Origin of the sequence: Rhodococcus sp. 05-2255-1e, from assembly GCF_002259025.1 — a bacterium.
GTDB lineage: Bacteria > Actinomycetota > Actinomycetes > Mycobacteriales > Mycobacteriaceae > Rhodococcoides > Rhodococcoides fascians.
Genome location: NZ_NOZE01000023.1, coordinates 172,235 through 198,185, shown reverse-complemented (window position 1 = coordinate 198,185; position 25,951 = coordinate 172,235). Strand labels below are relative to the sequence as shown.

The 25,951-nt window shown below is 64.4% G+C and carries 27 protein-coding genes and 1 riboswitch; of the genes, 17 read left to right on the top strand and 10 right to left on the bottom strand.

Annotated features, from left to right (window positions below; genetic code table 11):
- The first annotated feature begins 37 nt into the window (after window positions 1–37).
- On the top strand, window positions 38–1,117 hold the full coding sequence (gene ctaC, locus CH262_RS15585) for an aa3-type cytochrome oxidase subunit II (protein ID WP_027497387.1): 1,080 nt from the start codon (window positions 38–40) through the stop codon (window positions 1,115–1,117).
- A gap of 18 nt (window positions 1,118–1,135) precedes the next feature.
- Window positions 1,136–1,552, top strand: coding sequence for a cytochrome c oxidase subunit 4 (locus tag CH262_RS15580; RefSeq protein WP_027497386.1), 417 nt, complete (start codon window positions 1,136–1,138; stop codon window positions 1,550–1,552).
- A gap of 115 nt (window positions 1,553–1,667) precedes the next feature.
- Here CH262_RS15580 and CH262_RS15575 read toward each other — a convergent pair whose 3' ends face one another.
- Complete coding sequence (locus CH262_RS15575; RefSeq protein ID WP_032384632.1) at window positions 1,668–2,633, bottom strand: helix-turn-helix transcriptional regulator; 966 nt, start codon at window positions 2,631–2,633, stop codon at window positions 1,668–1,670.
- A gap of 96 nt (window positions 2,634–2,729) precedes the next feature.
- Between CH262_RS15575 and CH262_RS15570 the strand changes: the two genes are divergently transcribed.
- Entirely contained in the window at window positions 2,730–3,095 is a 366-nt protein-coding gene (locus CH262_RS15570) for a VOC family protein (RefSeq protein ID WP_032384633.1), read from the top strand.
- A gap of 121 nt (window positions 3,096–3,216) precedes the next feature.
- On the opposite strand, the gene CH262_RS15565 is transcribed toward CH262_RS15570, so the two are convergent.
- From CH262_RS15565 to ctaE, 5 genes are all read right to left on the bottom strand, one after another.
- Window positions 3,217–3,492 (bottom strand): helix-turn-helix domain-containing protein, encoded by a 276-nt coding sequence (locus tag CH262_RS15565; protein WP_032384634.1) that lies wholly within the window; start codon window positions 3,490–3,492, stop codon window positions 3,217–3,219.
- A 306-nt stretch (window positions 3,493–3,798) separates the two neighbouring features.
- Window positions 3,799–5,589 carry a cytochrome bc1 complex cytochrome b subunit gene (gene qcrB, locus CH262_RS15560; RefSeq protein ID WP_032384635.1) on the bottom strand — a complete coding sequence of 597 codons (1,791 nt, stop codon included), beginning with the start codon at window positions 5,587–5,589 and terminating at the stop codon, window positions 3,799–3,801.
- Window positions 5,586–6,779: a cytochrome bc1 complex Rieske iron-sulfur subunit gene (gene qcrA / locus CH262_RS15555; RefSeq protein WP_230590997.1), complete on the bottom strand. Its 1,194-nt coding sequence runs from the start codon at window positions 6,777–6,779 to the stop codon at window positions 5,586–5,588. The genes qcrB and qcrA overlap by 4 nt, the downstream gene beginning before the upstream one ends.
- A complete protein-coding gene (gene qcrC / locus CH262_RS15550; protein WP_027497381.1) occupies window positions 6,776–7,624 on the bottom strand; it encodes a cytochrome bc1 complex diheme cytochrome c subunit in 849 nt (282 codons plus the stop codon). Before qcrC ends, qcrA begins: the two co-directional genes overlap by 4 nt.
- An 83-nt stretch (window positions 7,625–7,707) precedes the next feature.
- Complete coding sequence (gene ctaE, locus CH262_RS15545) at window positions 7,708–8,319, bottom strand: aa3-type cytochrome oxidase subunit III (RefSeq protein ID WP_027497380.1); 612 nt, start codon at window positions 8,317–8,319, stop codon at window positions 7,708–7,710.
- Between the two features lie 151 nt (window positions 8,320–8,470).
- On the opposite strand from ctaE, the gene CH262_RS15540 reads away from it, so the two are divergent.
- Together CH262_RS15540 and trpD are read left to right on the top strand one after the other, a co-directional pair.
- Window positions 8,471–8,947, top strand: a complete 477-nt coding sequence (locus CH262_RS15540) for a hypothetical protein (protein ID WP_032384636.1) — start codon at window positions 8,471–8,473, stop codon at window positions 8,945–8,947.
- A 51-nt stretch (window positions 8,948–8,998) separates the two neighbouring features.
- Window positions 8,999–10,060, top strand: a complete 1,062-nt coding sequence (trpD, locus tag CH262_RS15535; RefSeq protein ID WP_032384637.1) for an anthranilate phosphoribosyltransferase — start codon at window positions 8,999–9,001, stop codon at window positions 10,058–10,060.
- Window positions 10,061–10,071: 11 nt separating this feature from the next.
- On the opposite strand, the gene CH262_RS15530 is transcribed toward trpD, so the two are convergent.
- Window positions 10,072–10,347: an Lrp/AsnC family transcriptional regulator gene (locus CH262_RS15530; RefSeq protein WP_032370294.1), complete on the bottom strand. Its 276-nt coding sequence runs from the start codon at window positions 10,345–10,347 to the stop codon at window positions 10,072–10,074.
- Window positions 10,348–10,502: 155 nt separating this feature from the next.
- On the bottom strand, window positions 10,503–12,218 hold the full coding sequence (locus CH262_RS15525) for a DEDD exonuclease domain-containing protein (RefSeq protein ID WP_032384638.1): 1,716 nt from the start codon (window positions 12,216–12,218) through the stop codon (window positions 10,503–10,505).
- A gap of 169 nt (window positions 12,219–12,387) precedes the next feature.
- On the opposite strand from CH262_RS15525, the gene CH262_RS15520 reads away from it, so the two are divergent.
- From CH262_RS15520 to CH262_RS15500, 5 genes are all read left to right on the top strand, one after another.
- Window positions 12,388–12,669, top strand: coding sequence for a hypothetical protein (locus CH262_RS15520; protein WP_032384652.1), 282 nt, complete (start codon window positions 12,388–12,390; stop codon window positions 12,667–12,669).
- 115 nt (window positions 12,670–12,784) lie between these two features.
- Window positions 12,785–12,947: riboswitch (cyclic di-AMP (ydaO/yuaA leader) on the top strand.
- Window positions 12,948–12,963: 16 nt separating this feature from the next.
- Window positions 12,964–13,518 (top strand): C40 family peptidase, encoded by a 555-nt coding sequence (locus CH262_RS15515; protein ID WP_027497375.1) that lies wholly within the window; start codon window positions 12,964–12,966, stop codon window positions 13,516–13,518.
- A 390-nt stretch (window positions 13,519–13,908) separates the two neighbouring features.
- Window positions 13,909–14,892, top strand: coding sequence for a C40 family peptidase (locus tag CH262_RS15510; RefSeq protein ID WP_081371364.1), 984 nt, complete (start codon window positions 13,909–13,911; stop codon window positions 14,890–14,892).
- 29 nt (window positions 14,893–14,921) lie between these two features.
- Window positions 14,922–16,304: a hypothetical protein gene (locus tag CH262_RS15505; RefSeq protein WP_094717914.1), complete on the top strand. Its 1,383-nt coding sequence runs from the start codon at window positions 14,922–14,924 to the stop codon at window positions 16,302–16,304.
- A gap of 58 nt (window positions 16,305–16,362) precedes the next feature.
- Window positions 16,363–17,487 carry a glycosyltransferase family 4 protein gene (locus CH262_RS15500; protein WP_027497373.1) on the top strand — a complete coding sequence of 375 codons (1,125 nt, stop codon included), beginning with the start codon at window positions 16,363–16,365 and terminating at the stop codon, window positions 17,485–17,487.
- Window positions 17,488–17,526: 39 nt separating this feature from the next.
- Here CH262_RS15500 and CH262_RS15495 read toward each other — a convergent pair whose 3' ends face one another.
- Window positions 17,527–19,332: an AMP-dependent synthetase/ligase gene (locus tag CH262_RS15495; RefSeq protein ID WP_094717913.1), complete on the bottom strand. Its 1,806-nt coding sequence runs from the start codon at window positions 19,330–19,332 to the stop codon at window positions 17,527–17,529.
- Between the two features lie 133 nt (window positions 19,333–19,465).
- Between CH262_RS15495 and CH262_RS15490 the strand changes: the two genes are divergently transcribed.
- From CH262_RS15490 to CH262_RS15465, 6 genes are all read left to right on the top strand, one after another.
- The gene (locus CH262_RS15490; protein WP_032384641.1) at window positions 19,466–19,858 is read left to right on the top strand and encodes a hypothetical protein; all 393 of its coding nucleotides are present in this window, start codon (window positions 19,466–19,468) and stop codon (window positions 19,856–19,858) included.
- A gap of 133 nt (window positions 19,859–19,991) precedes the next feature.
- Entirely contained in the window at window positions 19,992–20,426 is a 435-nt protein-coding gene (locus CH262_RS15485) for an SRPBCC family protein (RefSeq protein WP_027497370.1), read from the top strand.
- Window positions 20,402–21,682: an ArsA family ATPase gene (locus tag CH262_RS15480; RefSeq protein WP_306436786.1), complete on the top strand. Its 1,281-nt coding sequence runs from the start codon at window positions 20,402–20,404 to the stop codon at window positions 21,680–21,682. Before CH262_RS15485 ends, CH262_RS15480 begins: the two co-directional genes overlap by 25 nt.
- 43 nt (window positions 21,683–21,725) lie before the next feature.
- Window positions 21,726–22,145 carry a hypothetical protein gene (locus tag CH262_RS15475; RefSeq protein WP_094717911.1) on the top strand — a complete coding sequence of 140 codons (420 nt, stop codon included), beginning with the start codon at window positions 21,726–21,728 and terminating at the stop codon, window positions 22,143–22,145.
- A 39-nt stretch (window positions 22,146–22,184) separates the two neighbouring features.
- Window positions 22,185–23,159 (top strand): ROK family protein, encoded by a 975-nt coding sequence (locus tag CH262_RS15470; protein WP_094717910.1) that lies wholly within the window; start codon window positions 22,185–22,187, stop codon window positions 23,157–23,159.
- 177 nt (window positions 23,160–23,336) lie between these two features.
- The gene (locus tag CH262_RS15465) at window positions 23,337–24,065 is read left to right on the top strand and encodes a lysophospholipid acyltransferase family protein (protein ID WP_094717909.1); all 729 of its coding nucleotides are present in this window, start codon (window positions 23,337–23,339) and stop codon (window positions 24,063–24,065) included.
- Window positions 24,066–24,074: 9 nt separating this feature from the next.
- Here CH262_RS15465 and CH262_RS15460 read toward each other — a convergent pair whose 3' ends face one another.
- Entirely contained in the window at window positions 24,075–25,283 is a 1,209-nt protein-coding gene (locus tag CH262_RS15460; protein ID WP_256988849.1) for a glycosyltransferase 87 family protein, read from the bottom strand.
- Window positions 25,284–25,447: 164 nt separating this feature from the next.
- Here CH262_RS15460 and CH262_RS15455 point away from each other — a divergent pair, with 164 nt between their 5' ends.
- On the top strand, window positions 25,448–25,939 hold the full coding sequence (locus CH262_RS15455; protein ID WP_032370301.1) for a polyadenylate-specific 3'-exoribonuclease AS: 492 nt from the start codon (window positions 25,448–25,450) through the stop codon (window positions 25,937–25,939).
- Window positions 25,940–25,951 lie beyond the last annotated feature (12 nt).

Below are 25,951 nucleotides of genomic sequence, written 5' to 3'. Positions count from 1 at the left end.
AAGCCCTTATTCTTCAGTGGTGGGCAATCAGGAAGGCGTGAACGTGGCGCATAGTCGGATCCTTCGGCGAGCGGGGCTGACAGCATTTCTCGGTGTAGCCGCGTTGATGCTGTCGGGCTGTTCCATCAGCAGTGACAACGTACTCAATTTCGGTTTCGCCTCGGGCGTCACTCCGCAGGGACGACGCATCGGCGACCTGTGGACCTGGTCGGTCATCGCCGCCCTGGTCATGGGCATCGTCGTGTGGGTCTTGATCTTCTGGGTGGTGCTCTTCCACCGTAAGAAGAAGAGCTCCCCGGAGTTCCCGCGTCAGACCGCGTACAACGTTCCGCTCGAGCTGTTCTACACGGCGGTTCCGTTCGTGATCATCGCCGTGCTCTTCTACTTCACCGTCGTGGTGCAGAACTACGTCGACGAGAAGCAGGCAGATCCCGACGTCCAGGTCGACGTGACCGCATACCAGTGGAATTGGAAGTTCGGATACCGGACGATCGACCTCAAGGACGGTGCCGCCAAGTACGAGGGCACCGACGAAGAGGAGCAGGCCGCCGCAGAAGCCGCCGCAACTCCCGGCGAAGGCGCCGAGGGTAGCGAGGACGGCGAGTTCGTGCCCGGCGCGATCCACGGTGCCATTCCCCAGGATCTGTCCTACCTGCACTACAACAAGATCGAAACGGTCGGTTCCAGCGCCGAGATTCCGGTGCTCGTCCTTCCCACCGGAAAGCGCATCGAATTCGTGCTGGCATCCTCGGACGTCATCCACGGCTTCTGGGTTCCGGAGTTCTTGTTCAAGCGTGACGTTCTCCCCAACCCCGAGGAGAACCATTCCGACAACGTGTTCCAGATCAGCGAAATCGAGCGCGAAGGTTCGTTCGTCGGTCGATGCACGGAGATGTGCGGCACGTTCCACTCGATGATGAACTTCGAGGTTCGCGCCGTGTCCCCGGACAAGTTCGAGCAGTACATCGAGCTGCGCAAGCCGTTGTCCGAGGGTGGCGAAGCGCTGACCAACGCGCAGGCACTGGAAGCCATCGGCGAGAGCCCGCTCGCGACCAGCACCTCGCCGTTCGAGACCGATCGCACCGTCCGTACCGCCACCGTCGCCGAAGGCAACTGACCAAGGAAGCATGCTGATATGAAAATCGAAGCGAAGATCTTCGAGATCCTCACGGTCTTCTTCCTCCTGGTCGGCATCGTGTATGCGCTGTTCACAGGATTGAGCCGAACCGGCGTCGAGTGGGCAGGCGTCACGGCGATCTTCCTGTCGGTCGGCCTGACGCTGATCGTCGGAACGTACTTCCGATTCGTCGCGCGACGGCTCGACACTCGGCCCGAAGACTTCGACGACGCCGAGGTAAGTGACGGCGCAGGCGACCTGGGCTTTTTCAGCCCCGGCAGCTTCTGGCCGTTCGTGCTGGCCGTGGCGGCGTCGATCACCGCTCTGGGCTTTGCCTTCTTCCAGCCCTGGTTGATTGCTCTGGGCGTCGTGTGCGTCATCGCCTCGGCCGCTGGATTGGTCTTCGAGTACCACATCGGTGCCGAACGCCACTGACCTGTAGACACCCGAAAAGGGCCCCGATCGTTCACGAGAGCGATCGGAGCCCTTTTCTGTGCTGGGAACGTGCACACCGGGGACATCGCTCGAGTGCAGGGGCATTCCGACCGGGTCAGCCGGCGGGGGTCGAGTGCTTTTCGGCCAGAACTGTGGCGAGCTGACCGATGCGTTCGCGAGCTGCGGCTGGTGTGAGTACTTCGATGTGATCGCCGAATTGAAGTAGTTGACGTACCGACTCGATATCGGGATAGCGGACGACGACGGTGCACCAGCCGTCTTTCGCGGCGGAGACCTCGTGGATGCGACCGGCGAGTACCCGTCGAGCCAGGTCGAGGCCTTTCTCCGGCAGGCGGACGGTGACGCTCACGTGACCTCGTCTCTCGGTGCGACCTTTCAACGCTGCCCATTTCGTGCGGAGGGTTTCTCCGGGTTGAACAGCAGCTGGTGCGGCGAGTTGTTCGTAGGTCGAGAGCCGTTCCAGCGCGAACAGTCGACCGTCTCCCTGGTCGTCGGCGACGAGATACCAGCGACCTGATTTCGCTACGATCCCGTACGGGTCGACCACCCGCGTCGAGGCCTGATTCTCGGCGCTCCGCCGGTACTGGATTTGCAGTCGTCGTCGGCGTCGAAGTGTCGAGGCCAGGTCCGATACGTCGATCGCTGTTTCCGAGTCGGCGAACCATGCGGTGCTGTCGACCAGTACCAGGTCCGCCAGACCCAGCATGCCCGGTATATCCGGTGCCGCAGCCTGCCGGGCGGCGATCTTGCGCGCGGCCGACTCCCATACCGCAGACAGCCCCAAACGTTCGAGCTGCGCGCTGTCCAAACCGGCTATGGAGAGGGCCTCGAGTTCTGGTGGATCCAGATGGGATGCGTTGAGTCGTGCATTGGGGAGCAAGACAATCCCGCCGTTCCGTCCGCGTTCGGCATAGACGGGCACACCAGCGGCCGAGAGCGCCTCGACATCTCGCAGCACAGTCCGCCGAGACACTTCCAGACGGTCGGAGAGCTCGGTAGTTGTCATGCGCTGACGGGTCTGTAGGAGCAGCAAGATATGCAGCAGCCTCGAAGCCTTCATGCGGACCGATGTTGGCAGACAAAGGTGACAGGTTCTGTCGCGATGAGGCGATCGGATGGTTCGGTACCGATACGACATCCACTCGAGGAGCCCTCCATGCCTGCACCGAACCTGTTCTTGATCGGCGTCCGGGAGACCCAGGCCGCAACCGCCTTCTACAGCGACCTGTTCGAGATCGAACCGACCTTCACGAGTCCCCACTATGTTGCTTTCGACGTTGCCCCCGGTGTACTGCTCGCGTTGTGGACGGGCTACGCCGAGCACTCTGTACCGAGCACACCCCGCATGAGCGAGATCGGACTCATGGTGCCCGGCCCCTCGGAGGCAGTCGACGACATATTCACCGATTGGGTCGCGAAAGGAGTTGCCGTAGTGCAGAAGCCACACGACGCCGCCTTCGGCCGCACTTTCGTGATCGCGGACCCCGACGGCAACCTCATCAGGGTCTCGCCGATCGACTGAGAAGCACCACGCCTACCTACTGCGGGTCGGTGAGAGACCGGCCGCACCCCAAGGGCCGGTCTTTCATCATGGACTGGAACGCATGAACGTCCCGGCAGACCACGGCGCGGATCCGAACCAGTCAGGACGCGTCTGCCTCCCGCAGGGTCGACGACGCATCCGTCGTGGATTCCAGCAATGCATCGAGTGAGATCTCCAACGCAGTGCACAGTGCGGCGACGGTAAAGAATGCCGGGGTTGCGATACGCCCGGTCTCGATTTTTCTGAGTGTTTCGACGGAAATGCCGGCGGCGTCGGAAACCTCGGTCATGGTCCGGCTGCCCCGGAAACGGCGCAAAGCTGTGCCCAAGCGAGCACCACGCGCGAGTTCACCGGGACTGAGTGGGATACGGACCATACACCGATACTAATACCGGTCGAGACCGACCGGGCCGATGCTCGTCACCGATGGGTCTGCAGACTACCGGCAGGTGAGTGCCGACTCCGACTCGAGCATTACCGCGCTCTGAATCGGCAGTCCTCGGGCGGGGGAGGGGAGTGGAGCCTGTGAGAGTTGCGGCCTCCGTTCACAGGACTCCCGCGGACCGATGGAGATCCAGCCGGATCGTCTCCGGACATATGTCGAGCGGGTAGCACCGCCACCACACGAAAAAGGGCGGCACCGTTGCCGGTGCCGCCCTTCAGCGGAATGCGTTGTCAGGACTCAGTGATCGCGATCGCTGTCCTGACGACCCGAAGAAATCGAGGTGTCTTCGTGCCCGTTGGCATGGCCGTTGCCGTTGGCGTGGCCATTGGAATGACCGTTGCCGTTGGCGTGACCGTTGCCGTTCGTATGGCCGTTGCCGTTGGTATGGCCGTTGCCGTTCGAGTGGCCATTGCCCAGAATGCCCGCCTGGTAGTTGCGAAGCATTGCCAGCTGCTCGTGCTCGCCCTTGTGGAGTGCATCCTCGAGGGCCTTGCTCTGCGCAACGGGGTCCGGGGTGAACAGTGAACCCGAGCCGGGCTTGCCGGCAGAACCGAGCTTGTTCATCTTCTTGGGGACCGCTGCACCCTGGTAATCGAGCGGGATCGGGTGACCGTGATCATCGACCGGTCCGAGCGGCTGGTGGATTTCCACGTACTGGCCGTGCGGGAGTCGCTTGATGATTCCGGTTTCGATGCCGTGCTCGAGAACTGCCCGGTCGCTGCGCTGTAGGCCGATGCAGAACCGGTACGCGACGAAGTATGCGATCGGCGGAGCAATGAGCACTCCGATTCGACCGATCCACGTCATCGCATTGAGCGAGATGTCGAACTTGTACGCGATCAGGTCGTTGACGCACGAGAGCGTCAGAACGACGTAGAAGGCGATGGACATTGCGCCGATCGCAGTACGGACCGGCACGTCGCGGGGACGCTGCAGCAGGTTGTGGTGTGCGTTGTCACCGGTGAGACGCTTCTCGATCCATGGGTAGGCAATCATCACGGTGAAGACGAGGCCCATGATCACGGCCACCCAGAAGACTGCAGGAATCGTGTAGCGACCAGCGATGTAGATGTCCCATGCCGGCCACAGACGCGCCAGGCCGTCGGTCCACATCATGTAGAAGTCGGGCTGCGAACCTGCGGAGACCTGAGACGGGTTGTACGGTCCGAGCGCCCAGATCGGGTTGATCTGCAGCAATCCGCCCATGGCAGCGATCACGCCGAACGTCACGGCGAAGAACGCGCCGGACTTGACGGCGAAGACCGGGAGGATACGGACGCCGACGACGTTGGTTTCCGTACGACCGGGTCCGGGGAACTGTGTGTGCTTCTGGTACCAGACCAAAGCCAGGTGAGCTGCGATCAGCGCCAGGATGATGGCCGGTAGCAGTAGCACGTGCGCCACGTACAGGCGAGGAATGATGATCGTGCCGGGGAAGTCCCCGTCGAAGATCAACCAGTGCATCCAGGTGCCGACGATCGGGATGCTCATCGTGATTCCGGAGAACGCGGCGCGGAGGCCGGTGCCCGAGAGCAGATCGTCGGGGAGCGAGTATCCGAAGAAGCCCTCGAACATCGCCAGGATCAGCAGCAGGCAGCCGATGACCCAGTTGGCCTCACGGGGACGACGGAACGCACCGGTGAAGAAGATGCGCATCATGTGCACGATGATCGACGCGGCGAACATCAGTGCTGCCCAGTGGTGGATCTGGCGCATGAACAGGCCGCCGCGCACCTCGAACGAGATGTCGAGTGCTGTCGCGTAGGCACGCGACATGGTCACGCCGTTCAGCGGGGTGTACGCGCCCTGATAGACGACCTCGCTGAGCGAAGGATCGAAAAACAGGGTGAGGAAGACGCCGGAGATCAGCAGGATCACGAAGCTGTACAGCGCGATCTCACCGAGCAGGAACGACCAGTGGGTGGGGAACACCTTGTTGATCTGGCGGCGCAAACCTGGTGCCAAGTGGTAACGACTGTCTACGTCGTCCGCCTGCTTGGCGGCGAGGGTTTGCAGTGAAGGACTCATGAATCACGCTCCGGTCGACGTTCCCAGAAGGCGGGACCCAGTGCTTCGTGGAAGTCGTGCTGTGCCACTAGGTAACCCTCCTCGTTGACTGTGATGGGAAGCTGAGGCAGCGCGCGCGCAGCCGGTCCGAAGATCGGCTTGCCGTACTCGAGCGCGTTGAACTGCGACTGATGGCAAGGGCAGAGAATGCGGTTGGTTTGCTGCTCGAACAACGATGTCGGGCAACCCAGGTGCGTGCAGATCTTGGAGTAGGCGTAGTAATCGCCGTAGTTGTAGCTCTCCTGGCCCTTGCGCTTGATGACCGTGCTTGCGTCGTCGGGACGCAAACGGATGAGCATGACTGCGTTACGGATACCGCGGAGTGACATGAGCAGGTCGTGCTCGCTCTCGCGGTCCGCCTCGCGGAACGGGAAGACAGTTTCCATGGCACCAGCGTCCAAGTCCTCGGGCCGTACGAGAACAACATCTTCCGGTCGCCCGGTGTCTCGTCGGAGGTAGATCGTCTCTCCATCGTAGCGAGGCGTCCAGCCGGATACCCACAACGGAGAATCTTCGCCCTTGGCCCACGGATTCTTGATGAGGCCGCCGAGGGGGAGCAGTGCCATGACGCCGAGAGCGCCGCCGCCGAACAGAAGCGAACGCTTGATGACCTTGCGTCGTCCGATGGTCGAGGTGTCGAGCGAATCGCCCAGCTCGGCGACCAGCGTCTTGCGGTCCGTTTCCGACGAACTTCCGTCGTGGCGGTCCTGGATGGAGACCTCTTCGGGGATGAACTTCTTGGTGAACTGCACGGCACCGACGCCGACGGCGAGGATCGCAAGACCCATCGTTCCGCCGATCAGCGGCGTGTACAGCGAGTACAGGTTGTAGTTGTCGTCACCGATGCCTGCGTACTGCCAAGGCCAGAAGAGGTAGACGCCGATGAACGCGACTGCCGACAGGCCGGCGATGGCAAACCAGATCGCCACGCTGCGCTCTGCGCGCTTCTCGGCGCGAGTACCTTCCACAGCCCAGCGATTGCGACGGAATGCGACATCCACACCGTCGAGATTGGTGCCGAGTTCGACCAACTCGTCCCGGCTGAGCGCTGCCAACTCCTCGTCGGTGTACTTCTTGTCGGGATTCACACCGTCGGCATTGGTGCCGTCGGTGTTGTCGGCGTCCTTACGGCCGGAATCGCCGTCGCTCATGATCTAGCTCCGATCCACAATGTTGCGCCGACGACAGCGGCGATTCCGACAACCCACAGGGCGATCATCTCGGTACCGGGACCGAAGCCACCGAGACCCCAGCCGCCTGCGGCCTTGGTTTCCTGGGCCGACTTGACGTAGGCGATGATGTCCGACTTCTCCTCGATCGTCAGCTGACGGTCGGAGAACTTGGGCATGTTCTGCGGACCGGTGACCATCGCGGTGTAGATCTCCTGCTCGTTGGCAGGCCCGAGGTCGGGCGCGAACTTGCCCGACGACAGTGCGCCGCCCTGGCCGGTGAAGTTGTGGCAGGACGCGCAGTTCAAGCGGAACAGCTCGCTGCCTCGGGCGATGTCGTCGCCGCGAAGCGACTCCTGCGCCACCTCACCGTTCTCGTCGAGAATGACCGTCGGGCCGCCGCCGTTGGCCTGGATGTAAGCACCGAGCGCGTCGATCTGCTTGTCGTCGAACTTCGGCGGCTTGCGCAGTGCCTGCGCCTCGTTGCGAACAGCCGGCATACGGCCACTCGACACCTGGAAATAGACGGCAGCTTCACCGACACCGATGAGACTCGGTCCGCGATCCTGAACACCCTGCAAATTGGCACCGTGGCACGTCACGCACGACGTGTCGTAGAGCTGCTTGCCTTCGCGGATCAGCGCCGCCGAATCGGTATCGGCTGTTGCAACCTGGGGTGTAGGCGTCAGGGCCGACGCGAGGAAACCCGCGCTCAGAAGGCCCATCATCAGAACGAGTGCACCGGTGACGCGTCGACGCGTCTTACGCTTGCGTCGCGCCTTCGAGGCCGAAGTGTCGTCGGTTGCTGCTGGGGGAGATGTACTCATCTTCTATCCCTTGTCGTGTCGGGACGGGCCGAACGTCGGGGGCTGAATCCGTTCGCTCGATATCTGTGGCTTGCTGACTGTCACTAGCGGATGAAGTAGATCGTCGCGAAGAGGGCAATCCAGACGATGTCGACGAAGTGCCAGTAATACGAAACGACGATGGCGGCGGTGGCCTGCGCGGGCGTGAACTTGCTGACCAGGGTTCTGGTGATCAGGAAGACGAAGGCGATGAGTCCGCCGATCACGTGCAAACCGTGGAAGCCGGTCGTGATGTAGAAGACCGAGCCGTACACGCTGCTCGAGAGCGTCGTGCCCTCGTGGACCAGGTGGTAGTACTCGTATCCCTGACCGGCGACGAAGAACGCGCCCATGGCCAGGGTGACGATGTACCACCGACGAAGCCCGAACACGTCGCCACGCTCGGCAGCGAACACGCCCAGCTGGCAGGTGAACGAAGAAGCGATCAGCACGGCCGTCACCGGAACAGCCAACCCGAGGTTCAGCTCGGTCGGCTCCGGCGGCCAGTTTCCATTCGCCTGCGCGCGTGCGACGAAGTACATCGCAAACAGCCCGGCGAAGAACATGAGTTCACTCGACAGCCACACGATCGTGCCGACGCTGACCATATTGGGACGGTTCAGCGAGTGCACGCGTTGGGTGATTGCCGATCCTTGAGTCCCTACAGCGCTCGTCACAGAAAGAAGTATGACCCGTCGTAGTACGGAAGGCATATCCGGGTCCGGTCTTGGCGCGTCGCGGAGGAACGATTCCGAGCGCGCCGTTGTTCCCGCGCTGGTGGAGGGGCCTGTACGGGCCGGTAGGGTCCAGTCGTGCAAGGCTGGCCTCATGGCAAAGAGCAGTGCAGGTGGGTGGTTTCGGCGGTTGTTCTCGCGGTCGACCGCGGAACGTCTGGACCCCACGCGCGAAGATCTGGTGGTAGTGGCGAGCTGCTTCGACGACGCGCGGGCGTGCTCCGCCGTTCTCGACGAGGCGGCGAACACAGAACCCACGTGGATCGAGTCCTCCGAGGTGCTGTTGCGGCATCACCTCGTGCTGCCCGCGCACGAAGTCGACGATGCGGCAGCCGTCGCGGCGCAGGATGCGTACGAGGTCGGTCCGCAGGTCGAACTACCGGACGACACCGGGTATCGGCCGCAAGTCGATGACGGTGTCGCTCTGGTCCTGCAGCGGGTACAGGTGCTCGACGCGTTGCACTGTTCGCAGGAGAGGTCTCGCATGGCGGGTCTCGCGCAACGGCGTGGGGGAGCGGTACTGGGGTGGGATGCGCTGCAGCCCGCCGCACCCGCCGACACGTCTGACTAAGCTTCCACCGCACCGCGCGCATCGACAGCAGAAGGGCACGGCACATCCACCATGACCGCAGGGACCAGTGACGAGCAGCCGCGAACGTGGCGTCGAATCCTCGGAGCGTTGACCATGCACGCCGACCTGTCGAGCGCCGATACCGGCTGGGTGATGGACGAGATCATGTCCGACAACGCCACAGCCGCTCAGATCGCTGCCTTCGGGGTGGCACTGAAGATGAAGGGCCCCACTCCCGCGGAACTGGAGGGTCTCGCCGACTCCATGCTCGCGCACGCATTTCTGGTCGAGACCGACCGTGACGCGGTGGACGTCGTCGGAACCGGCGGCGATGGTGCGGACACGGTGAACATCTCCACGATGGCCGCGATCGTCGTCGCTGCCAGCGGAATACGCGTCGTCAAACACGGTAACCGTGCAGCGTCGTCCAAGAGTGGTACGACCGATGTGCTCGAGGCGCTGGGCGTGCGGGTCACCCTGGGGCCCGCCGGGGTGGCGTCGAGCGTCGAGCAGGTTGGGATCGGGTTCTGCTTCGCGCCGATCCACCACCCCGCACTTCGGTTCTCCGGTCCGGCGCGCAAGGAGATCGGCATTCCGACGATCTTCAATGTGCTGGGCCCCCTGACCAACCCGGGCCGCCCACGCGCCGGACTGATCGGCTGCGCATTCGAGAATCTGGTGCCCGTCGTCGCCGGCGTGTTCGCTCGACGCGGTAGTTCGGTTCTCGTCGTCCGTGGTGACGACGGGCTCGACGAAATCACCCTGTCCACCACGACCACCGTGCACGTGGTGTCCGACGGGACCGTCACCGTCGACTCGATCGACCCGGCCGATTACGGAATCGCTCGGGCACCCATCGAGGCCCTCCGAGGCGGGGACGCGAAATTCAATGCAGCAGTGGCACATCGCGTGTTCGCAGGCGAACACGGACCCGTCCGTGACGCCGTGCTACTCAACGCCGCCGCGGCCATGGCCGCGCATCGAGGAGTCTCGGGAAACCTGCACGAGCAAATCGAAGCCGGATTGGCAACTGCGGCAACGGTTGTCGACAACGGTTCCGCGGCCCGCCTGCTTGCCGACTGGGCACGCTGCACAACCGCGCTGGCCGACTGAATCACACCTAACTACTCGCCGATCGAAAATCCTGCATCGACGTCGGCACTCGAATACGACTGAAACGCAATGTGAGTCGTCGTACTGCGAACACCACGAACACGATTGATGTGCTTCGTGATGACCTCGGCTATCGACGCATGATCACGCACCTTGACGATGGCAATCAGATCGACGTCGCCGGCGCACGAATACACCTCCGACACACCGTCCACATCGGCAACGGCCTGCGCCGTCTCCGGAATCAGATCGGCCTCGGCGTCGATCAAGACGATGGCATTGATCATCTGTGCTCCTCACGCATCTCCGGGCTCACACACGACGCGAGCTCGACCCAACCGAGACAACACTAGTTGCTCGGCCGACTCCACTCTCGCCTCATCGGTCGTTCCGCGGGCTCCACTCCTGCCTCATCGGTCGTTCCGCGGGCTCCACTCCTGCCTCATCGGTCGTTCCGCGGGCTCCACTCCTGCCGCGTTGCTTCTCGGGCCGTTCGACACCACTCCTCCCACGAACCCGCAGACCGAGCAGGGCTGCAGTAGCCACTGCTGGTGCGAACGATGCGCACTCCGTCCGTATGGAGCCACGACGCGATCAGGCCCACCTCTTCCGGCGGCGCACCGCGAAGTGGCGTCGCATCGGGCATCACCGTCTCGGCCGACGCCGTGATCGCATCGACGACGGGCATCGGGTGCACCCCTCTCGGCGCGACGGCCGCCCCGGCCAAGCGGCCGAAGCGCACCACCATCAGCTCCCAGCCACCGTCGGCCGTCCGCCTGGCCGCCACGAGCTCGGCGATGGCCGCAACGGCGGCTGCTCGGTGCATCCTGCGGAGCACGTTCACCGTCACCGCGATTCGATCGCGGAGACGCGCGGCTGTCTCGAACAGTTCACGCTCCGCGAGTTCGGCGACGCGGCGTCGCATCGCGAACAGCAGCTCGTCGTCGTGTCCACACACGAACGCCAGAAATTTCGCCGGGGCACCTGAGTACTCCTCGGCCGTCAGGGGCCCGGAGAACGCCGCTGGGCAGCCACCGACGTCCGTCGCGGTGCACTCGTCACCGTGTCGAACTGCGCGGCCCAACCGGCGGGTGCATGTACGAAGTCGACAGAATTCTGCGGCGAGGGCGGAGGCCTCCGCCGCGTCCGCCCGAACAGCGAACGGTCCGAGGCTGTTGGGTGCGGGAGTGCGCACGATCGACAGACGCGGAAACGCTTCGTCGGTGAGGGTGACCCACCACCCTTTGCGGGGAAACTTCGATCGGCGGTTGTAAGGCGGGACGTGAGCCGAGAGCAGCCGTAATTCGCGGACTCCTGCCTCGAGTGCGTGCGCACATTCGACGTGGTCCACGCGAGTAGCGAGCGAGACCATCTCCTTCATTCGCCCACGTGTCTCGGAACCGGTGAAGTAGTTGCGCACCCGACGCTTGAGGTTGTTCGAGGTGCCTACGTACAGGACCTCGTCCGACGGTCCTCGGAAGAGGTAGACGCCGGGTGTATCGGGCAGGTGTGCGGCCAGGCCGCGTTTGGCTCGTTGCCCCGCCGACACCGCAGGGAGGTAGTCGACCAGTTCCGCGTAACTGTGTACGCCCTGGTTGCCCACTCGTTCGATCAGGCCGTGCAACACGTCCACCGTGGCACGCGCGTCGTCCAATGCTCGGTGAGTCGGCCGAGTGCTGGATCTGAACAACGTCGACAGGGCGGACAGTTTCACCGAGGGTGCCTCGTCGCGCGTGAGCACTCGCCGGGCGAGTTTGACCGTGCAGAGCACCTGGAAGCGGGGCCAGGCGATGTCGAGTCGACTCGCTGCAGCTTTGAGAAATCCCGTGTCGAACCCGGCGTTGTGTGCCACCAGTACCGATCCGCGAGCGAACTCGAGAAAGCCGGGGAGAACGCGTTCGATGCGGGGAGCCCCGATCAGCATCGCCGTCGTGATGCCGGTCAACTCGACGATGTAGGGCGGGATCGATCTGCCCGGGTCGACGAGGGTAGCGAATTCGCCGATGATCTCGCCGCCTCTGACCTTGACTGCCCCGATTTCGGTGATCGCCTCCGTGTCAGCGCTGCCACCAGTGGTTTCGAGGTCGACGACGACGAACGTGGTGGCGTGAAGCGGGGTGTCGAGTTCGTCGAACGTCAGCTGGATCGGCAGGCTCACTGCGACGACGTTAGGGCCGACCTCCGACAAGAACGCCGAACACGGCGTCGGAGGGCATCGTGTCGGTCGGTGCCGATTGTCGAGTCGCGGAACCTGTCGGTGGCTGGCGCTACCTTTCGTTCGATCGGCCGATTACACCGTCCGACGCGACAAAGAGACAAGGATCACAATGATCATCGACTGCAGTGACTGCCTGGTTCGTGACATCGCCTGCGCCGACTGCGTTGTGACGGTGCTTCTGGGGGCTCCCGGGATGCCCGCGAGATCGGATGGGCAATGGGTCGGTTCACCGTCTCGTATCACCCTCGAGCAGGAAGAACTCGGTGCCATGGGAGTGCTCGCCGACGTCGGTATGGTGCCCGCGCTCAAGCTCGTCGTGAACGACGACGGCACCGCGGATGTTCCCCTGTTATCGACTCGTGACACACCGGGCGATCAACGCGCCGGGTAGCGAGAATACGGCCCAATTCGGTCCGTTCGGCGCGTTGGGGTCGACACAGGGGTATGCCATTTCGTAACCTTCCTGAGACCTTGCGGAGTCTTGCCAGTCCAAACCGGAGTGGCGTCGCAAGTCACCGCCTAATCGATCACTCGCGAGAGTGTTCGTACCGGGAACCCGATATTTACTGGGGTGAATCCCGCCGAGTCACCGATGGTGGCCGGTGGGTAGGGCTGCTCTTCCCAGCCCGAACCCGTCAGCTAACTCGGTCGGCGGACGAGTGGAAGAAACGGAGCACCATCTTTCGTGGCGTCACAACTTTCCAACCGAACATTGCGGCGAGCTCTCGTAGCCGGAGCGCTCACGGCAGGCGTGGTGATTCTCCCCGCTGCACCGGCAATGGCGGCCCCAGTCACCATCCCCGGCGTCGGAACCTTCGAGATTCCTGACATCCCGGGTCTCCCTCCCCTCAACATTCCGGGCATGCCCGCTCCGGGTGCGCCCCTTGCCCCGCAGGTCACCCCGGCTGCCAAGGCCGTCCAGGCGGCGGAGTCCAAGATCGGCGCTCCGTACGTGTACGGCGCATCGGGTCCGGATTCGTTCGACTGCTCGGGCCTGATCCAGTGGGCCTACAAGCAGGCCGGCGTCAGCCTGCCCCGTACGAGCTACGACCAGGCAGCCGCGGGCACTCCGGTCTCGCGTGACAGCCTGATGCCCGGCGACGTCGTCTCGTTCTACGGCGGCTCGCACTCGGGTATGTACATCGGCGACGGCAACGTCGTGCACGCATCCACGTCCGGCGTGCCGGTCAAGGTTGCTCCTGTGGACTCCATGCCGTTCGACGGTGCTCGACGCTACTGAGCCGAGTGCTCCGACCGGAGTTGTGTACCGACCGACAGGGTCGATCCGTTTCGACGGTTCGGCCCTGTTGTCGTTTCCGGGGACGGTTTCCGGGCGACACGCCGGTACGGTGGACAGCAGAGCGTCCAGTTCGTAATCTGATCGAGACCTCTCCGACGTTTGGTTTGTGATCTGTCACGTGCAGACTGCGTCGATTTCGGACCGTGTTCACGTCCGCGCCCCACTCAGCATGGGTATCGTTCGGTTCCGGTCACTTTTTCCAACCGCCACTCCAGCTGGAATGGCATATATCAGGACGGAGAGTCGCTTTCCGTGGCGATATCGAGAACCACCCGAGTTCTACGGCTAGTAGGTAGCTCGGTGACCACAGCCGTTGCGGCCGCGTGCATCATGGTGGTGCCGATCACGACGGCGACCGCCGATCCGGGCTTCGGCTCGGCTTCCGACGCGCAGGCGAAGCTGGCGGAGCTGTCCAGGGAGTCGGAACAGACCAACGAGTCGCTGCACAACGCGCAGATCGATCTCGACGCTCGGGCTCGCGAGCAGCTCGATGCGCAGACCGCCGTCGATGCCAGTCGGGCGGCCCTCGACGCCGCCCAGTCGCAGCTGGCGCAGCTCAAACCCGCCATGGACAAGGTGGCCAATGTCAACTACCAGGGCGCTCGCACCAACCGGTTGTTCGCGGTCATGGTCAGCGACTCCCCGCAACAGTTGCTCGACCAAATGTCGGCCCTCGATGTCATCTCCGCCGAGACAGCCGGTCAGGTAGCTCGGTTCCAACAGGCCAGCGCGGATGCATCCGCGGCAGAGCAGGCCGCCGCGATCGCCGCAGAACAGGCCAGAGTCGCCGCCGAGCAGGCCAAAGCGGTCAGCGACGATCTGCAGGCGAAGCAGAGTGAACTTCAGGGCCAGATCGCCGAAGTCATGGCCGCGTACAGCGCGCTTTCCTCGTCCGAGCAGCTGGCCCTCGCGGGATCGGCGCTTCCTGAAGGTTTCGACCCCTCCACGATTCTGAAGAACTTGACGCCGGGCTCCGGTTCCAGCGCGTTGCAAGCCGGTCTCACACAGATCGGCAAGCCGTACGTCTGGGGAGCGACCGGCCCCGACGGTTTCGACTGCTCCGGGTTGGTCGTCTGGGCCTACAAGCAGGTCGGAAAGACGTTGCCGCGGTCGAGTCAGGCTCAGGCTGCCGGCGGAACTCCCGTCGATCAGAAGGATCTGCAGCCGGGAGACGTCGTTCTGTTCTACCCGGACGCATCACACGTCGGTATCTACGCCGGTAACGGCAACGTTCTGCATGCCTCCACCTTCGGGGTACCGGTGAAGGTCCAGTCGATGGCGTCGTTCCCGTTCTACGGGGCCCGTCGATACTGACTGTGCCGCGAACGACGACTGACGCCTGAATGAGCGGTACGGAACGGCCGTCCGTTGTCCACGCGCTCACCGCGTCGGGGCGGGCGCGATGGGCGGCAGTCCTGGTCGTTCTGGCAGTGGCGTCGACGCTGCTGTTGGTTCATCGTCACGACGGTCCTGCATCGGGATTGGCGACATCGAGCGCATCGACTTCGTCCGATCCGTCGGCCTCGCAGAATCCGCCGACCTACGACGAGCAGCGCCGCGCCGAAGTGACCGAGCTGCTCGAGCGCTGGGCGGCTGCCCTCCGTTCCGGCGACGAATCGGCGCTGCGTGGGTTGCTCGACCCCCTCGCGGATCCGACGTTCGTGGATGCGCAGGTTCGCCGGGCGACTGTCGTTCCGACGGTTCCTTTCTCGGACTTCGACTACGAGATCGGTGACGAACCCGAGACCCCCGTGCCGTCGTCGATTGCCGAGCAGCTGGATGCCACCGATGTGTGGGCTCCACCGGTGTACCTGCGATATGCCGTGCAGGGCCCGGATGCCTCGCCGACCCGCCGGCCGGTTTCGCTGGTGGTCGCCGAACGCGACGGCCAGTGGCGACTGGTCGACGACGCCGACTTGCCGACCTACCGTCGCCACACCTGGCGCGGGCCGTGGGATTTCGGGCCCGTGACGGTGCGCTCGGTCGCCACTGCATCCGGCACGTCGGTGGTGTTGGGACATCCCGACCTTGAGCAGTTCGTGGCAGATGTGGCCGCCGAGCTGCCCGCGGCGACCGCTGCGGTCACCGACTTCTGGGGAGCCGACTGGGCCCGCGACGGACTGGTGTTCGTCAGTTCGACGGCCGAGGAGTTCGACGAATCGACGGGGTCCTCGCCCTCGACGGACGTGGCCGCAGTGACCGTGTCCGACGCCGTGGCCGGCGGGTCGCGTCCGACGGGTCAGCGCGTGGTGTTCGGTCCCGATGCCGCGTCGCGGCTGACTCCGTTCACTCTTCGTTCGGTGCTTCGGCACGAGTTGACGCATGTGGCGGCGCGGGCGAAGACGGCGGAAGGCACCGCGTTGTGGGTGGCGGAGGGTTTCGCCGACTACTCCGGGTATCGCAGTTCCGGTGCCGACTTCCGGCAGCTGGCACCTACTCTGGCATCGATCGTGGCTGCCGGTGGCCCTCCGACCGTGTTGCCGAAAGACGAGGATTTCGGTGCAGGCGGCACCCGCTCCAACGTGGCCTACGAGTCCGCCTGGTCGGTCTTCGCGTTCGTGGCCGACCGGTACGGCGAGTCCACGTTGCGCAGGTTCTACGAGGCGCTGGCGTCCGGACCCGGGTCGGACGGAGTCGTCGACGCAGCGATCACCTCGGTCCTGAGTCTGAGCCGAACCCGGTTCGTCGCGGAGTGGGGCAACTGGGTGGCCGCTCGGTCACGCTGACCCGGACGTGCGCGTCGTCGACACGAGCTGTCCGATCGGGAGCGCTACGGTTGTCGTCATGCGTCGGACTCTTCTGGTGACGAACGACTTTCCGCCCCGGCCGGGCGGAATCCAGTCCTACTTGCACAGCTTCGCCTCGCAGTTGCCCGCCGACGAGCTCGTGGTCTACGCCCCGCGGTGGCGTGGTGATTCGCACGTGAAGTTCGATGCGAAACAACCCTTCGAGGTCATCAGGCATCCGACCACGTTGATGCTGCCGACTCCGTTGGTGGCTCGCCGCGCAGCGCGCATCGTGAAGACCCGAGGGTGCGACTCGGTGTGGTTCGGTGCCGCGGCCCCGTTGGCGGTGATGTCGTCACACCTGCGCAAAGCCGGGGCGGATCGCATCGTGGCGAGCACACATGGCCACGAGGTGGGGTGGTCGATGGTGCCCGGTGGTCGCGCGACGCTGCGCACCATCGGGGAGAACACCGATGTGGTGACCTACGTGAGCAAGTACACGCGGAGCCGATTCAGCTCGGCGTTCGGGGCGTCGGCGGCACTCGAGCATCTGCCGCCGGGGGTCGACACCGATCGCTTCGTGCCCGACGATGCCGCGAGGACGGAGTTACGTGCTCGGTACGGCCTCGGTGACCGACCGACGGTTCTGTGTCTGTCGCGGCTGGTGCCGCGCAAGGGCCAGGACTTCCTGATCCGGGCGCTACCTGAGATCCGGCGCGCGGTGGACGGGGCGGTTCTGGTGATCGTCGGCGGCGGTCCGTACGAGAACACGTTGCGCGAACTGGTTCGCTCCACCGGGATGGAGCAGCACGTGGTGTTCACCGGGACAGTACCGTCGGCGGAACTGGCTGCCCATCACACGATTGCCGACGTGTTCGCGATGCCGAGCCGCACCCGAGGCGCGGGCCTCGACGTCGAGGGGCTCGGAATCGTCTACCTCGAGGCGTCGGCCTGTGGCGTTCCGGTGGTTGCAGGGATGTCGGGAGGCGCTCCGGAAGCTGTGCAGCACAACAAGACCGGGCTCGTCGTCGACGGGACTTCGGTGTCGTCCATCGCCGACGCGATCGTGACGATCCTGTCCGATCGAACACTGGCGACGCAGATGGGCAACGCCGGTCGGGCATGGGTCGACGCGGAATGGCGCTGGGACGTGCTGACGGAGAAACTGCGGTCGCTGATCTGACCGGGCGGTCCGCTCGCACCACGGCTCACGCCACGCGTGTCACCTCGCGTAGATCGCCTCGATCTCATCGGCGTACGCCTTGGTGATGACATTGCGCTTGAGCTTCATCGTCGGCGTCAGTTCGCCGCTCTCCTCCGAGAAGTCGTGGGGGAGCAGGCGGTACTTCTTGATGGATTCCGCGTGCGAGACCGACTTGTTGGCATCGGCGACGGCGGCGTCGATCTCGGCGACGAGATCGGGGTCGGCCTGCAGATCCGCTGCGGTGGCGTCGGAGTCCTTGCCGTGTGCGGACTTCCACTTGTCGAACGCATCCGGATCCAGGGTGATGAGGGCACCGATGAACGGCTTCTGGTCACCGACCACCACGGCCTGACTGATCAGTGCTCCGGCACGAAGGTGATCTTCGAGGCCCGCGGGGGAGACGTTCTTGCCGCCGGCGGTGACGATCAGTTCCTTCTTGCGGCCGGAGATCGTGATGTATCCCTCCTCGTCGACGGATCCGAGATCGCCGGTGCGGAACCACCCGTCGTCGAGGGATTCCGCGGTCGCCTTCTCGTTTCGCCAATATCCGTCGAACACAACGGGTCCGCGTAGTTGGATCTCACCGTCGCCGGCGATGCGGACGGTGTTCCCGGGTAGCGGGCGTCCGACGCTGCCCACACGTTGGAATCCGATGGTGTTCACCGCGAACGCCGCAGTGGTTTCGGTCAGGCCGTAGCCCTCGTAGATGGTCACGCCGATGCCGCGGTAGAAGTGGCCGAGTCGCGCACCCAGTGGTGCGCCGCCCGAGATGGCGAGTTCGCACTTGCCGCCGAGAGCGGTCCGCAGCTTCGAGTAGACCAGCTTGTCGAACACGAAATGCTTGGCGCGCAAGATGATCGATGGGCCACCGGAATCCTGCGCCTGGCTCCACGCCACTGCGCACTCGGTCGCGAGATCGAAGATCTTGCCCTTGCCGTCGCTGTGTGCCTTCTGCTTCGCAGTGTTGAAGACCTTCTCGAACACGCGCGGCACGGACAGAATGAAGTCCGGTCGAAATGTCCCGAAGGTCGCGACCAGGTTGGGAATGTCGTTGGTGTGGCCGAGGGTGACTCCGGCATCGAACGACGCGATACTCACCGCGCGAGCGAGGACGTGCGCCATCGGAAGGAACATCAACGTACTGCGGCCCTGTGTCAGAAGAGCTTTCAACGACGTCTGGCGAATGCCGCGAGATTCCGCAAGGAGGTTCGCATGCGTCAATTGCACACCTTTGGGGCGGCCGGTAGTGCCCGAGGTGTAGATCAACGTGGCCGGATCGGACGAGCGAAGTGTCGAGACTCGTTCGTGCACAACGTCTTCGGAGACGTCCGCGCCGTTGTCGATCAGAGCCTGCACTGCGCCCGTGCCGGAAGCGTTGTCGATCACGAACGTTCGACGTACCGACGGCGCCGCAGCTACGACGGCTTCCGTCTCCCGTACGTGCGCGTCGTTCTCGAGGACCAACAGAACCGGCTCGGCGTCTTCGAGAATCCACTCGACCTGGCCCGCCGACGACGTCTCGTAGATCGGCACGGTCACTCCGCCCGCGGCCCAGATCGCGTAGTCGATGACCGACCACTCGAATCGCGTGGACGACATGAGCGCGACGCGATCGCCCTGCTCGATACCTGCCGCGACGAGGCCCCTGGCCACGTCGACGACCAGTCGCTCGAATTCTGCGGCACCGACATCGGTCCATCGGACGTCGTCGAGCCGACGGAACACCACGGCATCCGGCGACGTCCGAGCGCGGGCGAAGACGCTGTCGACAGCCGAGTCGGTGTCCGCGATGTCGTACTCGGCGGAAACAGTGAACTCGCGCACGGGATTACCTCCGGATCGAACGGGTTGGAGAAAGTCGATAGCTCGGCTTCACAGATACTCTAGACCCGGGGCGCGCGGTCCCGAATGTGCCTCGGCGGTCCTGGTCTCGGACCCGATATGTGAAGCTCTGACGATGAGCAGTATTCAAGTTGCGGATCAGACATTCGTGGCAGCGCCCGGTGCGGCGGTGGCGCAGGCGTTCGTCTCGCCGGAGCGGTGGCGGCGGTGGTGGCCGGACCTGTCGCTGACCGTGACCGAGGATCGCGGCGAGAAGGGCATTCGGTGGTCGGTCCGCGGCGGCGTCGTCGGAACGATGGAGCTGTGGCTCGAGCCCGTACTCGACGGCGTGATCGTCCACTACTTCCTGCACGCCGAGCCGGCCTCACCAAGTGAGTCGGCCACCGATCAGCATGCGCGTCGGGTGGCCGGCCGCGCCATGACCTTCGAGCTGAAGCGGGAGCTCGAGGCCGGGAGGTCAGCGGGCGAGGCACCCCACCACGTAGCGTCGAGTTCAGCTCCCGAATGAACCGCGCGGTACGGTCGGCCGGTTCGCGTTGTGCGTCGGCGGTTCGATCGTGTGAGATAGGCCTGCCGCGGGTTACACAGCAGGCAGCGAACGAAGCGGATCGAAGTACCCGAGAGGAAGCGGACCAGTAGTCATGGCGGAGAAAACCCAGAGGTCGATCGTCGTCGAAGCCCCACCGAGTCGGGTCATGGACGTCATCGCCGATTTCGACGCGTATCCCACGTGGGTGTCCGCCGCGAAGTCCGTCGAGGTCCTCGAAGTCGGTGCGGACGGACGGGGAAAGCGGGTCAAGTTCGTGCTCGACGCCGGAATGGTGAAAGACACGTACGAACTCGAGTACGACTGGGCCGCGGACGGCAATTCGGTGTCGTGGAATCTCGTCTCGGGCGAAATGCAGAAATCTCAGAACGGGTCGTACTCGCTGCGTGAGACCGGCAACGGCACCGACGTGACGTACGAGCTCACTGTCGATCTGAACATTCCGATGATCGGCCTGTTCAAGCGCAAAGCAGAGAAGGTCATCACCGACACTGCGCTCAAGGAATTGAAGAAGCGGGTCGAAGGCTGACCGACGCTCGCCCCGAACCCCGCACCACGGTATCGCTGTTCATCGGCAAAGGTGGCGCGGGGAAGACCACCCTGGCGTCTGCGTCGGGTCTTGCGCTCGCGGCCTCGGGCCAAGAGGTGCTGATCGCCTCCCTCGACCAGGCGCACTCGCTCCGCGACGCCCTCGGCGCAGAAGGTGACACCGACGAGGACTCGGGCATCGGAGCGGTTGCTCCGAACCTGGACGTCGTCGAGATCGATACCTCGCGGCTGCTCGAAGAGCGGTACCGCGGTTTGGGTTCGATGCTGTCGGTGGCCTCGGCAGGCCACGAACACGGCGTGAGTTTCGGCGCGATCGAGCCGGAGGAGCTGATGGGGTTCCCGGGTATCGAGGAGCTGTTGGGATTGCACAAGGTGTCCCGGCTCGTCGACGAAGGTCGTTGGGACACAGTGATAGTCGATCTTCCGGCATCGGGGGATGCGCTGCGAACACTGCAGCTGCCCGACACCGTCTCGTCCTATTTCGAGCGCGTGTGGCCGCGCCACGATCGCATGGTCGCCGGCACCGGAACCGACGTGCGGCTCACGCTCGTGGTGGCCATGATCGAGCGGATCCTCGGACAGATCGAATCGGTCCGGGCGCTGATCACCGATCCCGACCGGACAGGGGCAACCGTGGTCCTGACCCCCGAGCACCTGTCCATCGTCGACGCCGAACGCACGCTCTCCGCAGCGGCTCTGTTCGGCGTTCGCGTCGACCGACTGCTGGTGAACCGGATGCTCCCGGCCCTCAATTCCTCGTCGATCGGTCTGGTCGGAGCTCATCCTGCGGTGTTCTGGTTCGAGCGATGGCGGGCCGCGCAGCTCGACGCCGTGGCCGAACTCCGACGACGCGTCGGCTCGGTTCCGATCGTGGAGGTGGAGCACTGTGAAGTGGAACCGGTAGGGTTGGGCCCCTTGCAGGATGTGGCCGAGCACCTGGCACCGCACTCCCTCGAACGACGTGCGTCGAGCCCGGCCGGTCGACCGTCGGTCGAACTCGAGTCGGGGAGCGGACTCGAATCCGTGTACGCGATGAGAATGCTTCTGCCGGTAGTCGATTCGACCACCTTGGGTCTGGGGCGAGTGGAGGACGACTTGATAGTGAGTGCCGACGGTAGGCGGCGACGCGTCACGTTGGCGTCGGTGTTGCGTCGGTGTATCGCCGATTCTGCGGAACTCGACGGCCCGTTCCTGGTGGTGCGTTTCCGACCCGACCCCGATGTGTGGCCGCTGTGAGCGGCCGAGCCATGACCGTAAGAGCTGTGAGCGGAGAGACGCTGTGACGGCCGGGCATTCGGAGTTGGGCGCGGACCTGCTGGCGTTGGCCGACACCGTCCTGACACGTCTCGAGCCCATCCTGCGCCGAGTTGCCGAGACACAGCAGGACCGCGATCAGCAGGGCTGCAGCTGGTGCCCGGTGTGTGCGCTCGCGGCGTTGGTGCGCGGTGAACGGCACGATCTCCTCGAACTCGTTGCCTCGGAAGGGGCCGTCGTCGTCGCACTGCTGCGTCAGTTGTTGATCGACCACACCGCGCCGGGCACCGAACACGCCGCTGGGGGTAGTAGCGAGTCCAGCACCGAGTCGACAGCGTCCGCTGCCGACCGGGGCGACGCCGCCGCGGACGTGTCGGAGGACACCTCTGCGCCGTCCGTTCGTCGACCGGCGTTCGTACCGATTACCGTTCGGGTCAAGGAGTGACCATCGCCGTGGGGGGACGGCCGAGGAAGGCATGAACGAATGAAGCGTCATCATCAGCGATTGACGGTCGGGATCGACGTGGGCGGCACGAGCCTGCGCGCCTCGGTTGTCGACGCGGACGGTCAGGTGCTCGACTCGACCGCAGCACCCACGCCCCACACTGCTCGTGCACTCGAGCGTGGTCTCGACCGCGCCGTGCAGGAGCTGGCCGGCCGACACGACATCGCTGCCGTCGGTCTGGCCGTGGCGGGTTTCATCGATTCCGACCGCACGACGGTCCGGTTCGCCCCGCACCTGCCGTGGGTCGACACGCCGGTCGCAACCGAGATGAGCGAACGCATCGGACTACCGGTGTTGCTCGAACACGACGCCAACTCCGCGGCGTGGGCGGAATACCGTTTCGGAGCGGCTTCGGGTGGCCGCAACGTGGTGATGGTGGCGATCGGAACGGGAATCGGTGCGGCGCTGCTGATCGACGGCCGAATCTATCGAGGGAGTCACGGGGTGGCTCCCGAACTCGGTCACATTCAGGTGGTGCCCGACGGACGAGCGTGTCCCTGCGGCAAACGCGGGTGCTGGGAACGGTATTGCAGCGGTACCGCACTGGTGGATACGGCGGTGGAGTTTTTGGCCGCAGACCCGTCGTCCTCGACGAGGTTGGCGCGCGAGGTCTTCCTCGATCCCGGCTCGTTGACCGGGCGTCGGATCGCGAGCGCCGCGCACGACGGCGACTCGATCGGCCGACGCACCATGGAGGATTTCGCACACTGGCTCGGCGTCGGACTCTCGATGGTCAGCGATGTGTACGACCCCGACCTGATCGTGTTGGCCGGCGGTGTGGCCACTTCGTCGAGCCAATTCCTCGCTCGTGCCACGGACAAGTACGCCGAGCTCGTCACCGGCGCGGGGCATCGCCCGCTGGCACGAATTCGCAGCACCGAACTGGGTGAGGCCGCGGGGATGATCGGTGCGGCCGAGCTCGCGCGAGCACAGTTCGTCACCACCGCACGATGACGGTCCGGACCGACGCCGTGTGATGTCGCACGACGACTGCTCGTCGATGTGGCTGGTGTCATAAACCCTGGGTACAGTTCACTACGCGGCACGGTTCGAGAACGCACGGCCGCAGTCGGTTCGCCCCGCGCGAGCCGGCACACCAACGATTGCCGACCATGATCAGGGAGCACGTCAATGTGGTACTGGCTGTTCAAATACATCATCGTGGGGCCCCTGCTCATTGCCCTGGGTCGGCCCACGATCGAGGGTGCGGAGAACATTCCGACGCACGGCCCGGTGATCCTGGCCAGCAACCACAAAGCGGTTCTCGATTCGTTCTATCTTCCGCTCAAGACCCCGCGGCGCATCACCTTCCTCGCCAAGAGTGAGTACTTCACCGGCTCGGGTCTCAAGGGTGCGTTCCAGAAGTGGTTCTTCACCGCGGTGGGTCAGGTGCCCATCGACCGCACCGGAGCCGACGCGGCACAGGACGCACTGAACGCCGGTGCCCGCGTGATCGAAGCCGGCAAGGTGCTCGGTATCTACCCCGAAGGCACCCGGTCGCCCGACGGCCGGCTCTACAAGGGCAAGACCGGAATGGCGCGCCTGGCATTGCAGACCGGCGTTCAGGTGGTGCCGGTCGCCATGATCGGCACCGAGAAGATGAACCCGATCGGTTCGCGCGTGTGGCGTCCGGCAAAGGTCACCATTCGCGTCGGCAAGCCCATCGACTTCTCCCGGTTCGAGGGAATGGCAGGTAACCGATTCGTCGAGCGCGCCGTCACCGACGAGGTGATGTACGACCTGATGCTGCTCTCGGGCCAGGAATACGTCGACGTGTACGCGGCCTCGCTGAAGAAGGTTGCGACACCCGGAGATTCGGCTCCGTCCGCGCGCCGTATCCCCGACTCGAAGGCCAGCTGACGACGGCGGTCAGTGAACCGCGGTGTCGGTTTCCTTCGGGGTGACCCGAGGGGAGAGTTTCACGGCCGCGACGGCGACCACAGAGGCCAGAGCCCACCACACGTAGGCGGATGCGGCGAACTGATCGACCAACGGCCAGTCGAGTCCACTCCATCGACCTTCACCGAGTTTCCAGTGCGGTGCGTACACCATGATCGCCAGTCCGACGGCAACCAGAGCGAGTAGCAGTGCGCTTCGACGGCGGTATCCGACGGTGGCCAGCACCAACGCGAACGGTACTGCCCACACCCAGTGGTGTGACCAGGAGACCGGCGAGACCAACAGGCCGAACATCGCGTTCACGGTCAGCGCCAGGGCGACCTCACCGGCGGCGAACGCTTTGCGCATCGCAATTCCCGCCACGAGCAGTACCCCTACCGACAGCGCGATCCACAGAATCGAACGGGGGAGCTCGTCCATTCCGAGGCGGGCCAGCACACCTGTGATGGACTGATTCGCCGGGTACGCCGGTCCGCCGATCCGATCGGAATCGATGATCGTCTCGGTCCAGTACTTCACCGAGTCCGACCACGTGAGCGCAAACCCGATCGCCGTGAACACCGCGAAGCTCAGTGCCGATACCACCGCAGCGCGAAAGTCCTTGCGCAGCAAGAAGAACAAGACGAAAACTGCGGGAGTGAGTTTGACGGCGGCGACCAGACCGATCAGCACACCCCGAGGCCACGGAGTCTTCTTCGGCAAGCAGTCGAGCGCGACGAACATCATCAGAACGATGTTGATCTGCCCGTAGTTCAACGTGGACGTGACCGGCTCCAGTACGAGGACGGACACCGCGAACACCGCGCCTGCACTCCACCACACGAGCGTGCGAGGGCGAACCCCCAACGAGATCAGCGTGAGCACAACGGTCGCCAGCAATGCGAGCATGGACAACGACGTCACCGTCATCGATGCGGCGTACAGCGAGACCTTCGAGAGCGGGCTGAACAGAGCGGCAGCAATCGGGGGATACGTGAACGGCAACGTGGTACCGGTCGCGATGGGAGGAAGCTGGCCGTACAGATCCCCGCCCCGAGCGAACACCTCGCCGCCGAGCCGATAGACATCGAGATCCAGTCGATAATGCTCACCCAACGTTCGCAGCCCGGGAAACCCGTTGAGATGGAAGAGCACACCGACCGCCGCGGCGACGACAACGACGACCCTGCTCGACGCCACCGCCCAACGCGGCCACCGGCGTCGCGTCGGGCCGGCAGGCTCCGACGCTTCGGCGACCGGACGGTTGGTGTCGGACGAAGTCACAACGTTCCCTTTCAGGGCTTGTTCGGCTCGGTTCTGCGGTGTGTGGGGGACGTGCCGGGGCACGCGCTAGGGTGAGCCGCGTGCGCTACTTCTACGACACAGAGTTCATCGAGGATGGTCGCACAATCGAGTTGGTCTCGATCGGTGTGGTGTCGGAGGACGGTCGCGAGTTCTATGCGGTGTCCTCCGAGTTCGACCCCGAGCGGGCGGGCCGGTGGGTCCGGCGCAACGTCTTACCCAAGCTGCCACCGTACTCGTCGCCGTTGTGGATGAGCCGATCCCGAATTCGCGACGAACTGCTCGAATTTCTCGTTCCGCACTACGGTGCCGAGGTCGAATTGTGGGCATGGGTGGCGGCGTACGACCACGTGGCGCTCTGCCAGCTGTGGGGATCGATGACCGAGTTGCCGCGTTCCCTGCCTCGATTCACCCGTGAGCTCCGTCAGCACTGGGAGGATCGCGGCAGTCCCGAGCTTCCCGCGGTGCCCGACGACGCCCACGATGCCCTGGCCGACGCGCGCCACAATCTGGCCAAGTTCCAGGCGATCGAGGAGTACTCGTACCGCGGTTGAACACCCGTTGTC